Origin of the sequence: Streptosporangium sp. NPDC023963, assembly GCF_040639135.1 — a bacterium.
GTDB lineage: Bacteria > Actinomycetota > Actinomycetes > Streptosporangiales > Streptosporangiaceae > Streptosporangium.
Genome location: NZ_JBEZZK010000008.1, coordinates 86,522 through 99,662, shown reverse-complemented (window position 1 = coordinate 99,662; position 13,141 = coordinate 86,522). Strand labels below are relative to the sequence as shown.

Sequence of the window (13,141 nt, the reverse complement as noted above, 5' to 3'; positions counted from 1 at the left end):
CGCATCGGCCGATTCGGTCTCGTGCGCGTCGCGAGAATCCTGTCCGGGACCCTCGCGGGGCACTTTCCGCCGGCGCGCCCGCCGTCGTCCGCCGCCTGCGTCACCCGCGCTCGCTCGCGACCAGCGCGAGGACCTCGAGGTGCTTGCGGGCGATCCGCTCGACCAGCGCCGGATGGGCGTGGCCGACCACCTCCAGCGCTCCGTAGTGGGCCGCCTCTATGCAACGGGTCACCGTGGTCGCCGGATGGATCTCCGAGAACTCGTCCCTGAGCGCGGCGCTGAAGTCCGCGTACGGGTCCGGCTCGGTGTCCGGGATGATTCGCTCGCTCATGGTTCTCCCTGGTGTGCGCCCGCGGCCTCGGCGGACCGGGGACACAGAAGAGATGTCTTCGCCACGCTTAGTACCCGGGGAACCACATTATGTAACTGTCGGTGGGTAGAAGAACCATCCTTTAAGGGAAAAGGATGGTGCTGGAATCTCGGAGGCGGGAGAAGCGGCGTTCGGACGGGCGCCGTACGGGATGCCGGGAGCGCTTCAGACGACGCCGTAGAGACGGTCTCCCGCGTCGCCCAGCCCGGGGACGATGTAGCCGTTCTCGTTCAGCCGCTCGTCCAGGGCCGCGGTCACCAGGCGGATCGGCCTGCCGGTGCCGGCGAAGGCCTCGTCGAGATGGGCGATCCCCTCGGGCGCGGCCAGCAGGCACAGCGCGGTCACGTCGTCGGCGCCCCGGTCGAAGAGGAACTTGATCGCGGCCGCGAGGGTGCCGCCGGTGGCCAGCATCGGGTCGACCACGTAGACCTGGCGGCCCGAGAGGTCCTCGGGCAGGCGGGTGGCGTAGGTCTCCGCCTCCAGCGTGGACTCGTTGCGGATCATCCCGAGGAAACCCACCTCGGCCGTCGGCAGCAGCCGGGTCATGCCCTCCAGCATCCCCAGCCCCGCGCGCAGGATCGGGACCACCAGCGGATACGGGTGCGCCAGCCGCACGCCCTTGGCGGGGGCCACCGGGGTCTCCACCGACCACTCGGTGACGCGGACCTGCCTGGTCGCCTCGTAGGCCAGCAGGGTCACCAGCTCGTCGGCGAGACGCCGGAACGTGGGGGAGTCGGTGTTCACGTCCCGCAGCGCGGTCAGCTTGTGGGCCACCAGGGGATGGTCGACGACCAGGGTTTCCATGGTGGTCAAAGGTATCCTGGGCCGGCGGGCGGCGATGAGCCGGGGGGAAGACGGGCCACCCCTGTTCGACATCGCCCGCTCACTCGGATTTGATCACAATTTGGTCGGAGAGGCCCACGTCGGTGCTTCGCTTCTGAAAGCATTGACCTCCGTAGAGAAAGCATTCGGTGGGGATGGCCATGTCAGACGAAGACTCGCTGGACTTTGCCATCGTGATCTACCGCGAGGACGACCGCTGGGAAGCGGAGATGCTCCCGGTGTCACTCACCTCCGACCTCGAGGGTCTCATCCACGCCCTGCGCCAGCAGCCGAGCATGAACGGCACGATTGGCCTGGTCGCCGTTGGGGATGAGTTCTTCGTGGCGCTACGGGTGTTCGGGGAGAGGGTCGAGGTGTTCCTCTCCGACATCGCCGCGTCCTGGGATTTCCCGCTCGCGCAGCAGGCGCTGGAATACCTGGACGTGCCGGTCCCCGACGAGGACGAACTCGACGCGATCCTCCAGGACGAGGAGACGGCGCTCCCCGCGGGAGACCTGTCCATCTTCGCCGACCTGGGCCTCGACGAGATGGAGCTCGGCATCCTGTCAGGGGATATCGACCTTCTCCCCGAGGACGTCCTGTCGAGCATCGCCGCGCGGCTGGGGTTCTCCGAGCCGTTCGAACGCGCCATCGACTCTGTGTTCGGCTGACCTCGGGAGATCGGCCATGCCCTCCAGACCATCCAACAGCGTGTTCTCCGCCGCCTTCGTCCGTACGACGGACGGTTGGAACGGTGCGGAGGTCGACCTCAGCGAGGCGGAGATCGCCGACGACCTCGGCGACGCCGTCCAGGAGCATCTGGGCCTCACCGGCGACGAGCTGGCCCTGTTGTGCGTGGAGGTGGAGGACGAGTGGTTCGCGATCGTGCGCTACCAGGGCGACCTGGAGCCGCGCACGTTCCTGTCCGACGCCCACGCGGGTCTCTCCGACGACCTGGGTGAGCTCTTCACCGAACTCGCCGGGGTGGCGGTCGACAAGGACACCCCCGACCTGGGCGTGCGGCCGGCGGGCGACTTCGAGCTGCTGAACGACCTCGGGCTGAGCTCCGAGGAGCTCATCGAGCTCAGCATGGAGGAGGGCGCCCTCCCCGCGGACACGCTCTCGGTGATCGCCGAGCGGCTGGCCTTCGCCGACGAGCTCGACCGGCTGCGCTGACGGACGCGCCGTGACCAGCCCGATGTCGGCCGATGCGCGCTGACCGGCCCGGCGCCGGTGGGCGTACGGATGACAGGTTCGGCGCCGGCGGGCGTACGGTGACCGCCGCGGGGCCGGTGGACGTACAGATGACCGGCCCCGCGCCGGCGGGCGTAACGGTGACCGGCCCGGCGGGCGTAACGGTGACCGGCCCGGCGCCGGTGGGCGTACGGTGACCGGCTCGACGCCGGTGGGTTACGTCCGGGAGATGAGGCTCGCCCTGACGCAGGCCGTCGAGGCCGGAGCCCGTGGGGAGGTTCCCGTCGGCGCGGTCGTCCTCGGTCCCGACGGCTCCGTGCTGGCACAGGCGGGAAACGACAGGGAGGTCTCGGCCGACCCCACCGCGCACGCCGAGATGCTCGCCCTGCGGCAGGCCGCGAGCGCGCGCGGCCAGTGGCGGTTGAGCGGCTGCACGCTGGTGGTCACCCTGGAGCCCTGCACCATGTGCGCGGGGGCCGCCGTGCTCGCCCGGGTCGATCGCGTCGTCTACGGTGCGGCGGACCCCAAGGGCGGCGCCGCGGGGTCACTCTGGGACGTGCTCAGGGACCGCCGTCTCAATCACCGGCCCGAGGTCCTCGGAGGGGTCCTGGCGGGCGAATGCGCGGCGGTTCTCACCGAGTTCTTCACCGCTCGCCGGATGCGCGAGCAATAGCGGTTATCCGGTAAGCTGCTCCGCGGTGGAGTCGCCTAGTGGCCGAGGGCGCACGCCTCGAAAGCGTGTGATGGGGCAACCTATCCGTGGGTTCAAATCCCACCTCCACCGCCACAGGAAGAGCCCCTGACCGCGTACGCGGTCAGGGGCTCTTCGCGTATCACCACCCTGCCCAGGCGGCACCGATCCCGGCCCTGATCCTGACCCCGATCGATCCCGATCCCGATCCTGGGCGAGTGCGCGCGAGACGGGCTGCCGCCGGGCCGAGACGATCAACGCGAGGGCGACGCCCGTCAGTCTCGAGCCCGGGATCGTCCTGATCGTCTTCGCGGTCCTCCCCGGACGCCCGCGATCACGCGTCGTGGTCGTGGTCGTGGAGAGCCGGCCCTCTCCGGCCGCCTCGTGGAAGGGTTCGGTTTCCCGCGGGTGGGTTCGGGGTCCGCTCGCGGAAGGGTTCGGCGGGTGGGTCCAGGAGCCGCTGCGGAGGGGTTCAGCGTTCCGCGGGCAGTTCCAGGACCCGCGCGTGCAGGACCGAGCGCTGGTGCAGGGCCGAGCGCAGCGCCCGGTGCAGGCCGTCCTCCAGATAGAGGTCGCCGCGCCACTGGACCACGTGCGGGAACAGGTCACCGTAGAACGTGGAGTCCTTGGCGAGCAGGGAGTGCAGGTCGAGCACCGCTTTCGTGGTGATCAGGGTGTCGAGCCGGACCTGTCGCGGCGGTATCTGCGCCCACTCGCGATGCGAGAGACCGTGTTCGGGATAGGGCCGTTCGTCGCCGACCAACTTAAAGATCACGGTATGTAGTTTAGGAGAGAATCCCGCCTCCTGCCCGGCGGGTTTCTCTCGTCCCAGCTCACAGGCCGTTTTCAGATGCTCCCGGCGAAAGTGTCGCACTTGGCGGGGTCGCCGCTCTGGTAACCGGTGGTGAACCACTTGACACGCTGCGCCGACGTCCCGTGGGTGAAGCCCTCGGGATTGACCCGGCCCTGGGTCCGCTCCTGGATGCTGTCGTCGCCCACGGCCGAGGCCGCGCTGAGCGCCTCCTCGATGTCCGTCTTCGTGAACGGCTTCTCGAACAGGCCGGTCTCGTACGCGTTCTTGGCCCAGGCGCCCGAGTAGCAGTCGGCCTGCAGCTCCAGCCGGACCGAGCCGCTCTCCGGACCGCTCTCCGGGCCCTGCTGGGCCTTGGCGTTGGTGCCGAGAAGGTTCTGGACGTGGTGACCGTACTCGTGGCCGATCACGTAAGCCTGGGCGAAGGGACCACCCTTGGCACCGAACTTGCTCTCCAGCTCCTTGAAGAAGCTGAGATCCAGGTAGACCTGGCGGTCGGCCGGGCAGTAGAACGGGCCGACGGAGGCGTCGGCGGCACCGCACGCGGTGTCGACCTGGCCGGAGAACATGACGGTCTTGGCCGGTTCGTACCCCTGGACCGCCTTCGGCCAGTAGTCCTGGATGCTGTTGACGACGCCGACGACCCGGCACTCCTCGTTCTGGTCGGCGTCCTGCCCTGTCTTGCACTGGGCGGTGAGGTCGGAGCTCGGACCCACCGGGGCCGGTTGGGAGGAGCCGCCGGTGATGTCCCCGGGGTTGATCCCGAACACCAGGGCCACGATGAGCGCGATGATTCCCGCCGCGCCGCCGCCGATCGCGATACCACCTCCGGGGATCCTCCCCCCACCGCCGCGACTCTCGACCTGCGAGCTGTCCAGCTGGGCGTCATCCTTGAAATCCATCGCCGACGTCCCTTCGATCCGCTTGGGACCCTCCGACTGCCCAGGGGAGGGCCGGCCATGCCGACGGGGCCGGACACCCCTCGGGGAAGGCACCGTGGCTCGGGTGATCAGGTGACCGGGGCGGGACGCCCGCGGGTCCCGTCCCGTCCGCCGGGCCGCGATCGGGCGACCGGGCGGAGCGGACTTCTCCCTTCGCCGTCCTGGACATTCCCCGCACGCGTCCATCTACGCGGGTAACCGGCTGGTCAGGGCCCGCGAGGCGGCCGGAACGCGGTCGTGCCGGGCTGTTCCGGAGGGAAGGCCGCGCGGGGCTGAAGAGCCCTCGCCGAAGGCCGTCCGAAACGAGAATCGAGTCGGGAACGCCCTTTGCCGCATGACAATCGGTGTCCACGCTTCGGGGTGAACTTCCGTCTTTCCGCTGCTCGCGAGACCTGCACCTGCGGGATTCGAACCCGCGGCCGCCGGTTCTGAAGTGGATCGCCATTTCCTCGCCTGGTGGGTGCAATGACCTGCTGCGAACCTGTGTGATCTCTGCCGGGGAGGGGGAGGCCCTCCGTGTATCTCTGGATCTTGGTTTACGTCAGGGGCAAGACCGTCATCCACATCTCACCCGAGAGGCGTGGGTCATCTTCCGCGCCGCGGTGTCGCCCCCAGGACTCCGTGACGCTCCGTGGCGGAGCACAACTAATCCTGAGTAAGGGGAACGGTGTCATGACGGCGAACGACCACGAGAACATCAGAGAGCAGACCGACCGGACGCTCGGTGTGCTGGAGCTGGTGCACGCCTTCGAGGAAGGCCCGATGCCGACCGGCGTCACCGTGTCGCACGCCGGCCGGATCTTCATCAACTACCCGCTGTGGGGCGATGACGTCGCCGCCACCGTGGCCGAGCTGCGTGACGGCAAGGCCGTGCCGTTCCCGGACCGGGCATGGAACGCCAGGTCCGGCGACCTGTTCGAGCGGCTGGTGTCGGTGCAGAGCGTGGTGGTCGATCCAGCCGATCGTCTGTGGATCCTGGACACCGGCAGTCCGCTGTTCAAGCCGACCGAACCGGGCGGCCCCAAGCTGGTCTGCGTGGACCTGCGGAGCGACACCGTGGTTCGGGTCATCGCCTTCGAACCCGACGTGGCGCCGAGCACCTCCTACCTCAACGACGTCCGCTTCGACCTGCGCAAGGCGACCGAGGGCGTCGCCTACATCACCGACTCCTCCGGCAACGGTCCCAACGCCATCGTCGTGGTGGACCTGGCGACCGGACAGGCCTGGCGGCGACTGGACGATCACCCCAGTACCAAGGCGGAAAGGCCGCCCGGCTACCTGCCGATCGTCGAGGGTCGCGTCTTCATGGAACGCCCGAAGGACGGCCCGCCCAAGCCGGTCCTGATGGGCGCCGACGGCATTGCCATCTCGGCCGACGGCAAACGGCTGTTCTACTGCCCGCTCATGTCACGACACCTGTACAGCGTGTCGGCCGACGCCCTGGCCGACCGCTCGGTCAGCGAGGAGGAGGTGGCGGTCACGGTCACGGACGAAGGAGACAAGGGTGGCTCGGCCGACGGCCTGGAAACCGACGACGCCGGACGCGTCTACATCACGAACTGGGAGCACAACGCCATCATGCGCCGCCTCCCGGACGGAACCTTCGAGACTCTCGTGCACGACCCGAGACTGCTGTGGCCCGACACCATGTCGGTCGCCCAGAGTTATCTTTACGTCACCTCCAATCAGCTCCACCGGCAGGCGGCCTACCAGAACGGGCAAGACCTGCGCCGCTATCCCTACGCGCTGTTTCGCACACCGATCGACGCCGGCTCCGTCCGGCTGCGCTGAACGACGACCATGTGGGCCGGCAGGTGCAGCCGATCCCTCCGGACCGGGGTTGAACGGGGCTCGACTGCTCGGCGTCCACCTATCGCGGCTGGAGCGTTCGGCCGAGGCGGCTCACATGCGAGAGGAAGTCGAACGCACATGGGTGCGGCCGAGGTGCCAAGCCCCGACTGAGGCCACTGCGGGGAAAAGAGACGTCATAGGTAGTTGCCCCAGCCCTTGAGCGGCATGTTCGTGCAGGAGAGCCACGAGCCGTCGATCGTCCTACCTTGCTCCTGCCATGGCTGGGGATCACATGTCCCGAACATGCCGCGGCCTGAGCAGCGCGACCAGTCCCGGTCCGGGATCGGTGGATCACTGTCCCGGCCAACCCGGCGGACGCGCCGGACGGGGGAGAGAACCCCTCCGAACAGGCCAACCGAGACCCTGACGCACGAAAGCCCGCTCCGAGACGGAGCGGGCTTTCGTGTTACGGCTGGCGGAGGATAGGAGATTCGAACTCCTGAGGGGTTGCCCCCAACACGCTTTCCAAGCGTGCGCCCTAGGCCAACTAGGCGAATCCTCCGTGGAGAAGCTTACCCAACTTTCGGAGCGGCACGGACCATTAATTTCCGACACCGAACACTCTGATCTTTTCCGATACCGACCACTCGGATCTGAGGCTAGACTGGGGGCCGACCCCTCGCGCGGCGTCATCCTGTGAACCTCCCCAGGGCCGGAAGGCAGCAAGGATAAGCGGGCTCTGGCGGGTGTGCGAGGGGTCTCTTCGTTTGAGACCCCTCGCAGGTGGGATCGCCGCATGAGTCTTGCGCTGTACCGCAAGTACCGGCCCGGGACCTTCGCCGAGGTCAAGGGGCAGGAGCACGTCACCGATCCGCTGCGCCAGGCGCTGCGCAGCGGGCGCATCAACCACGCCTACCTGTTCAGCGGACCCAGGGGATGCGGCAAGACGTCCAGCGCGCGCATCCTGGCCCGCTCCCTGAACTGTGAGAAGGGCCCCACCCCCGACCCGTGCGGGGAGTGCGAGTCCTGTGTGGCGCTGGCGCCCACCGGCCCCGGCCACCTCGACGTCATCGAGATCGACGCCGCCTCCCACGGTGGCGTGGACGACGCCCGCGACCTGCGCGAGCGGGCCTTCTTCGCGCCGGTGTCGTCGCGCTTCAAGATCTACATCATCGACGAGGCGCACATGGTGACCCGCGAGGGTTTCAACGCGCTGCTCAAGCTCGTCGAGGAGCCTCCCCCGCACCTGAAGTTCGTCTTCGCGACCACCGAGCCGGAGAAGGTCATCGGGACGATCAAGTCCCGGACCCACCACTACCCTTTCCGGCTGATCCCCCCGGCCGCGCTGCGCGCGCTCATGGAGGAGATCCTCACCTCGGAGAAGGTCCCGTTCGAACCCGCCGCGCTCCCGCTGGTGGTCCGGGCGGGCGCGGGTTCGGCCCGCGACTCGCTGTCGATCCTCGACCAGCTGTTCGCCGGTTCCGACGAGGCGGGCATCACGTACGCCCGCGCGGTCTCCCTTCTCGGCTACACCGACGGGGACCTGCTCGACGACGTGGTCGCGGCCTTCGCCGGTCGTGACGGGGCGCTGGTGTTCCAGGTCGTGAACCGGGTGATCGAGGGCGGTCACGACCCCCGGCGGTTCGCGATGGACCTGCTGGAGCGCTTCCGCGACCTGGTGATCCTGGCCAACGTGCCGGAGGCGGCCACCAGCGGGCTGCTCGACAGGCCCGGCGACGAGCTGGAACGGCTCCAGGTCCAGGCGGCCTCGATGGGCCCGGCCGAGCTGACCCGCGCGGCGGAGATCCTCAACGCCGGCCTGATCGAGATGCGCGGGGCGGCCTCGCCCCGGCTGCTGCTCGAACTGATGTGCGCCAGGATCCTCCTTCCCGGCGCCGCCCAGGGTGAGGCGGCGCTGCTCACCCGCCTGGAGCGGCTGGAGAGGGGGGGAGTCGTCGCGGCTCCCGCTCCCGCGTCCCTCCCGCAGCAGGCTCCCGCTCCCGCGTCCCTCCCGTACCAGGCTCCCGCTCCCACGCCCGCGGTGCACGCGGCCCCCCCGCCGCAGGCGGAGGCACCCGTCGTCGCGCCCGCCATGCCTGCCGCGCCCGCCGAGCGGTCCGGCGGCCAGGGCGACGACTGGCCCGTGGCGGTCAGGCCCGGCGCACCGGCCCAGGGGCAGCAGGCACAGGGACAGCAGGCACCGGCCCCGGTCCAGCAGGCTCCCGGCACGTCCACGCCGGTCGACACGGCGCCGGCGTCCGGTTCGGGTGCCGGGGCCGTGCAGCAGGCGTGGCCCCAGGTGCTCGCGGCGCTCAAGCGGCGCAGCATCGTCGTGTGGGCCAACGTCAACACCAACGCCCAGGTCGTCGGGGTCGAAGGCAAGATCGTCACCCTCGGGTTCGCCCAGGTCGGCGCGATGAAGAACTTCACCGGCGGCGGCAAGGACGCGGTCGTCGCGGCGGTGCTGCAGGAGGTCCTGGGCGGCACCTGGAAGGTCGAGGCCGTCGTCGGCGGCGGGCCCGCTCCCTCGGGCGGGAGCCGCCCCCCGGCTCCGAGGCAGCCCCCGGCTCCCCAGCACCCCGCGCCCCAGAACCAGGCCCCGCAGGCACAGGCCCCGCAGGCACAGACCCCGCAGTCTCCGCCCCAGGCGCCCGCCCCCGGGCCGTCGCCCGCGCCCGTGGACTCGCGGGAGGCCACGCCCAGGCAGGGGCCGCCAGCGACGGACGAGTCCTGGCCGGACGCCCCCCTGCCGGAGGACCCCGGCTCGCCTCCCCCGCCGAGCTCCATGCCGAGCCCCGGTCTGGCCGCGGCCCGCTCGGCGGCCAGGGCGGCGGCCCAGGCCGGGCCCAAGGCCGCGGTCAAGACCGGCGCCAAGGCGGCGGCCTGGCCTGACGCGATCCCCGCCCGCGGCGCCCGCGGCACCACCCCCGACACCGACGAGGTCGACCCGCTCAACGACGCGGACGCCGACGTCGACGCGCTCACCGGCATGGCCCTCCTCCAGCGGGAGCTGGGCGGCCAGGTCATCGGCGAGATCGACCACACCTGACGGCCGGCACCACCTGAAAGACCTCGCCCGACAGGTCTCGTCTCAAAGGCCTCGCCTGACGAGGCGCCGTCCGGCGAGGCCGCGCCCGGCGAGGTCCCGGGCCCGCCGGTACGGCCGGCTCAGGGCAGGTCGACTCCGCTGAGACGGATCCGGGCGGCCACCGCGCGGTGGTCGTGGCGGGGCAGCGCCGTGACGAGGCGTTCGAGGATCTGGATGTCGTTCCTGCCGTGCTCGGTCTCCGCGTAGGCCCACAGGTCCTCGGGACCTCCCCGCAGCAGCAGCCGGGCCCGCACCTGCCCCTCCAGTTCCTCGCGTTCGAGGCGCAGGGCGGGCGCCTCGGAGCGGGGCAGCAGCGGACCGCGGTAGGCGCGGGCGACCGGGGCGGCCCCGTCGCCCGCGAGCAGCCGCTTGAGCTCCAGGAAGTCGGCCTCCACCACGCAGGCCAGGCGGTACGGCTTGGCGGCGATCGTACGGCCGAGCTGGGTGCGGAGGCGGTGGATCTCGGCGCGGATGGTCACCGGGTTCCCCGCGTCGCCGTACAGGTGGAAGGAGAGCTGGGCGGCGGTCATCCCGCGGGGGTTGAGGGCGAGCATCGCGAGGATCTCGGCGTGGCGCAGGGAGAGCGCCAGGCGGACCCCGTCGAGGTGCGCCGAGGGGTGCTCGGCGCCGAGGAAGGACAGGGCGAGCACCGGCCTCCTGGCCGGGCCCGCGAGGCGGAGCAGGAAGCCGTCGTCGCCGAGGACCTCCAGGAAGGCGCTCCGCCCGTCGGGCAGGATCACCCGGTCGCCCGCCTCCGGCAGGCGTATGCGCGGAGCCCACTGGCGTGTGTCGTCACCGGCGATGATCCGCCCGGTCGTGGTGACCAGGGCGCCCGGCTCGCCGCGCAGCGCGCTCAGGTGCCGCTCGTGACGGCGTCTGAGCCGCTCGTCGCGTTCGAGCATGCGCAGCGTGAGGTGGCTCTCCGCCAGCCGGGCCGCGGCCTCGACGAGGGCGACGCTCGCCGGGTGCATGGAGCGCGTCCTACCGCTGATGTCGACACAGCCCAGCAGGTCGCCGCTGTCGGGGTCGACGATCGGCGCGGCGGAGCACGACCAGAAGTGGAGCGCCCTGACCAGGTGTTCGGCGGAGAAGACGTGCAGGGGCCGCCGGGTGGCGAGCGCGGTGCCCGGGCCGTTGGTCCCGAACGCGCCCTCGCTCCAGTCGAAGCCGTCGGCCAGCCCCACCTCGTCGGCGCTCTCCATCGTCCGGTGGTTGCCGTCGCGCCAGAGCACCCTGCCGCGAGCGTCGGTGACGAGCAGGATCTGGTCGTCCGCGTCGACGGCCTCCAGGAGGGTCCCGGTGATGATCGGCAGAAGCCTGCTCATCGGGTGCGCCGAGCGGACCTCGCGGATGTCCTCGCCCTCGAAGGCGAGGGGGGCCGACCTGGCGTCGGGGTCGACCCCGGCGTCCAGGGACCGCCGCCACGACGCGGAGATCACGCTCCTGGGTCCCTCGCCCGCCGGCCGCTCGCCCCTGATCAGCGCCTCGTGCAGGCGTCGCAGTCGTGAGGAGTAGGAGTCGAGATCGGCCGCCTGGACAGCTCCCCGGTGGCTGTCGCGCACATATCCCCCCGGAATAGAGCCGATGGCCGAAGCATCAACGGTCGAGACCCCCGCCCGCAACCCGTTCGGCCAAAGAGGGTGTGCGAAGGGTGAGTGAATGATCGCAACGTGTGTGCAACCTTCGGAGGGCTATCTTCCGATCACACGCTGTCGTGTGCGGCCGCTCCGGCGCGTGTCGCGTCGGGTCTCGGACGTCTGGAGGGGGGCCCGGGGCCCGACGGGGGTTTAATCCCCATACTGGGGGAACGCGTGCTCGCTGCAGTACAACACCCGGCCCGAACCCCGTAGGCTCGTGACGACCGATGTCACGGACGAGGAGCACAACGACGGTGAACCCAGGGGATGTCAACCTGCAGCAGCTGCTGGAGCAGGCACAGCTCATGCAGCAGCAGCTCGTGAGCGCCCAGCAGGAGCTGAACGACGCGGAAGTCGAGGGCTCCGCGGGCGGCGGACTTGTCGTGGCCACGGTCAACGGCGGGGGCGAGCTGCTCGAACTCAAGATCAGTCCCGAGGCCGTGGACCCCGGCGACCCCCAGGAGACGGCCGACACCATCGCCGACCTGGTCATCGCAGCCATCCGCGACGCCGTGCGCGCCGCCGCCGACCTGCAGCAGGAGAAGCTCGGTCCCCTCGCGCAGGGGCTGGGCGGCGGGGGCGGGCTCGGCCAGCTTCCCGGGTTCTAGGTCATGTACGAAGGGGTCGTCCAGAACCTGATCGACGAGCTGGGGATGCTTCCCGGAGTCGGTCCCAAGAGCGCGCAGCGCATCGCGTTCCACCTGCTGGCCGCGGAGCCGGCCGATGTGAAGCGGCTCGCGCACGCTCTGCTGGAGGTCAAGGAGAAGGTCCGCTTCTGCCGGGTCTGCGGCAACGTCGCCGCGGAGGAGGAGTGCCGGATCTGCCGCGACACCAGGCGCGATCTCCACGTGATCTGCGTCGTCGAGGAGTCGAAGGACGTCGTGGCCATCGAGAAGACCCGCGAGTTCCGGGGCCGGTACCACGTCCTCGGCGGGGCGATCAGCCCGATCGACGGCGTCGGCCCCGACGACCTGAACATCCGGGAGCTCATGACCCGCCTGGCGGACGGTCAGGTCACCGAGCTGATCCTCGCCACCGACCCCAACCTCGAAGGGGAGGCGACGGCGACCTATCTCGCCCGTCTGGTCAAGCCGATGGGACTGAAAGTGACACGACTGGCCAGCGGTCTGCCGGTAGGCGGTGACCTCGAGTACGCGGACGAGGTCACCTTGGGCCGCGCGTTCGAAGGAAGAAGGCTCCTTGATGTCTGACGATGCGTGGAGCGCTCTCGCGGAACGGATCGCGGAGCACGCCAAGAACTACATCGACGGCCTGACCCGCCTGGCGGGCGGTGAGGGCGGCGACGCCATCCTGCCGCTGCTGCTGGTGGAGGTCGCGCAGGTCAGCTCGGCCGGCGCGCAGCTCGGCGCGAGCCAGGACGTGATCCTGTCGGGCAACTGGGAGCCGCACCTGGGCGAGGACCCGGACGTCGACGTCGTCCGTACGGCCCTCGCCGAGCGGCTGGGGCCGGTCGACGACTACGCCGAGGTCTTCGACCCCTACAAGGACACCGGGGTCACCCCGTACCGCCTGTCGGACGACCTGACGGCGGTGGCCGCCGACCTCCTGCACGGCCTGAGGCACCACAGGGCGGGGCGCCCCCTGGAGGCGCTCTGGTGGTGGCAGTACTCCTACTTCAACACCTGGGGCAACCACGCCGGAGCGGCGATGCGCGCACTTCAGGCGCTTGTCGCCCACACGCGACTCGATGTCGCCGAGGAGCGCACAACGGTGTGATCGTCCACATACTGGTTTGATCAGAAGGCCTCAGCGAGGGCGCCAGTAGACTGTGAGCT

At 70.3% G+C, this 13,141-nt stretch carries 13 protein-coding genes, 2 tRNA genes and 1 other RNA gene; 10 read left to right on the top strand and 6 right to left on the bottom strand.

What is annotated here, in order from left to right; translation table 11 throughout:
• Positions 1-100: 100 nt before the first annotated feature.
• Together AB0F88_RS24100 and upp are read right to left on the bottom strand one after the other, a co-directional pair.
• A complete protein-coding gene (locus AB0F88_RS24100) occupies positions 101-331 on the bottom strand; it encodes a hypothetical protein (RefSeq protein WP_329087977.1) in 231 nt (76 codons plus the stop codon).
• A gap of 204 nt (positions 332-535) precedes the next feature.
• Positions 536-1,174: a uracil phosphoribosyltransferase gene (gene upp, locus AB0F88_RS24095; protein ID WP_362688078.1), complete on the bottom strand. Its 639-nt coding sequence runs from the start codon at positions 1,172-1,174 to the stop codon at positions 536-538.
• 179 nt (positions 1,175-1,353) lie between these two features.
• Here upp and AB0F88_RS24090 point away from each other — a divergent pair, with 179 nt between their 5' ends.
• The 4 genes from AB0F88_RS24090 to AB0F88_RS24075 all read left to right on the top strand — a co-directional run bounded on the left by AB0F88_RS24090 (position 1,354) and on the right by AB0F88_RS24075 (position 3,173).
• A complete protein-coding gene (locus AB0F88_RS24090) occupies positions 1,354-1,863 on the top strand; it encodes a tRNA adenosine deaminase-associated protein (RefSeq protein WP_362688075.1) in 510 nt (169 codons plus the stop codon).
• Positions 1,864-1,879: 16 nt separating this feature from the next.
• Positions 1,880-2,368 carry a tRNA adenosine deaminase-associated protein gene (locus AB0F88_RS24085; protein WP_362688072.1) on the top strand — a complete coding sequence of 163 codons (489 nt, stop codon included), beginning with the start codon at positions 1,880-1,882 and terminating at the stop codon, positions 2,366-2,368.
• A 247-nt stretch (positions 2,369-2,615) separates the two neighbouring features.
• A complete protein-coding gene (gene tadA, locus AB0F88_RS24080; protein WP_362688069.1) occupies positions 2,616-3,059 on the top strand; it encodes a tRNA adenosine(34) deaminase TadA in 444 nt (147 codons plus the stop codon).
• A 24-nt stretch (positions 3,060-3,083) separates the two neighbouring features.
• Positions 3,084-3,173 (top strand) — tRNA-Ser (locus AB0F88_RS24075).
• A gap of 376 nt (positions 3,174-3,549) precedes the next feature.
• On the opposite strand, the gene AB0F88_RS24070 is transcribed toward AB0F88_RS24075, so the two are convergent.
• Positions 3,550-3,852 (bottom strand): type II toxin-antitoxin system VapB family antitoxin, encoded by a 303-nt coding sequence (locus tag AB0F88_RS24070; RefSeq protein ID WP_362688066.1) that lies wholly within the window; start codon positions 3,850-3,852, stop codon positions 3,550-3,552.
• A 71-nt stretch (positions 3,853-3,923) separates the two neighbouring features.
• Positions 3,924-4,790, bottom strand: a complete 867-nt coding sequence (locus tag AB0F88_RS24065) for a neutral zinc metallopeptidase (RefSeq protein WP_362688063.1) — start codon at positions 4,788-4,790, stop codon at positions 3,924-3,926.
• Between the two features lie 711 nt (positions 4,791-5,501).
• Here AB0F88_RS24065 and AB0F88_RS24060 point away from each other — a divergent pair.
• A complete protein-coding gene (locus AB0F88_RS24060; protein WP_362688059.1) occupies positions 5,502-6,620 on the top strand; it encodes an L-dopachrome tautomerase-related protein in 1,119 nt (372 codons plus the stop codon).
• Between the two features lie 473 nt (positions 6,621-7,093).
• On the opposite strand, the gene AB0F88_RS24055 is transcribed toward AB0F88_RS24060, so the two are convergent.
• A tRNA-Ser gene (locus AB0F88_RS24055) sits at positions 7,094-7,182 on the bottom strand.
• A 108-nt stretch (positions 7,183-7,290) separates the two neighbouring features.
• Here AB0F88_RS24055 and ffs point away from each other — a divergent pair.
• Positions 7,291-7,386, top strand: an RNA gene (gene ffs / locus AB0F88_RS24050) — signal recognition particle sRNA small type.
• A gap of 30 nt (positions 7,387-7,416) precedes the next feature.
• Positions 7,417-9,669: a DNA polymerase III subunit gamma and tau gene (locus AB0F88_RS24045; protein ID WP_362688056.1), complete on the top strand. Its 2,253-nt coding sequence runs from the start codon at positions 7,417-7,419 to the stop codon at positions 9,667-9,669.
• A gap of 119 nt (positions 9,670-9,788) precedes the next feature.
• On the opposite strand, the gene AB0F88_RS24040 is transcribed toward AB0F88_RS24045, so the two are convergent.
• Positions 9,789-11,270: a GAF domain-containing protein gene (locus AB0F88_RS24040; RefSeq protein ID WP_362688053.1), complete on the bottom strand. Its 1,482-nt coding sequence runs from the start codon at positions 11,268-11,270 to the stop codon at positions 9,789-9,791.
• A 329-nt stretch (positions 11,271-11,599) separates the two neighbouring features.
• Here AB0F88_RS24040 and AB0F88_RS24035 point away from each other — a divergent pair, with 329 nt between their 5' ends.
• Genes AB0F88_RS24035 through AB0F88_RS24025 form a run of 3 tightly spaced genes read left to right on the top strand, consistent with a single transcriptional unit; the run spans position 11,600 to position 13,082 of the window.
• On the top strand, positions 11,600-11,953 hold the full coding sequence (locus AB0F88_RS24035) for a YbaB/EbfC family nucleoid-associated protein (RefSeq protein WP_329087916.1): 354 nt from the start codon (positions 11,600-11,602) through the stop codon (positions 11,951-11,953).
• A 3-nt stretch (positions 11,954-11,956) separates the two neighbouring features.
• The gene (recR, locus tag AB0F88_RS24030) at positions 11,957-12,556 is read left to right on the top strand and encodes a recombination mediator RecR (RefSeq protein ID WP_362688050.1); all 600 of its coding nucleotides are present in this window, start codon (positions 11,957-11,959) and stop codon (positions 12,554-12,556) included.
• The gene (locus AB0F88_RS24025) at positions 12,549-13,082 is read left to right on the top strand and encodes a DUF5063 domain-containing protein (protein WP_362688047.1); all 534 of its coding nucleotides are present in this window, start codon (positions 12,549-12,551) and stop codon (positions 13,080-13,082) included. Before recR ends, AB0F88_RS24025 begins: the two co-directional genes overlap by 8 nt.
• Positions 13,083-13,141 lie beyond the last annotated feature (59 nt).

Coding starts and splice junctions, on each gene's coding strand:
- AB0F88_RS24065 (WP_362688063.1), bottom strand. CDS start 4,790: ATGGATTTCAAGGATGACGCCCAGCTGGACAGCTCGCAGGTCGAGAGT.
- AB0F88_RS24100 (WP_329087977.1), bottom strand. CDS start 331: ATGAGCGAGCGAATCATCCCGGACACCGAGCCGGACCCGTACGCGGAC.
- AB0F88_RS24025 (WP_362688047.1), top strand. CDS start 12,549: ATGTCTGACGATGCGTGGAGCGCTCTCGCGGAACGGATCGCGGAGCAC.
- tadA (WP_362688069.1), top strand. CDS start 2,616: ATGAGGCTCGCCCTGACGCAGGCCGTCGAGGCCGGAGCCCGTGGGGAG.
- AB0F88_RS24085 (WP_362688072.1), top strand. CDS start 1,880: ATGCCCTCCAGACCATCCAACAGCGTGTTCTCCGCCGCCTTCGTCCGT.
- AB0F88_RS24090 (WP_362688075.1), top strand. CDS start 1,354: ATGTCAGACGAAGACTCGCTGGACTTTGCCATCGTGATCTACCGCGAG.
- AB0F88_RS24060 (WP_362688059.1), top strand. CDS start 5,502: ATGACGGCGAACGACCACGAGAACATCAGAGAGCAGACCGACCGGACG.
- AB0F88_RS24045 (WP_362688056.1), top strand. CDS start 7,417: ATGAGTCTTGCGCTGTACCGCAAGTACCGGCCCGGGACCTTCGCCGAG.
- upp (WP_362688078.1), bottom strand. CDS start 1,174: ATGGAAACCCTGGTCGTCGACCATCCCCTGGTGGCCCACAAGCTGACC.
- recR (WP_362688050.1), top strand. CDS start 11,957: ATGTACGAAGGGGTCGTCCAGAACCTGATCGACGAGCTGGGGATGCTT.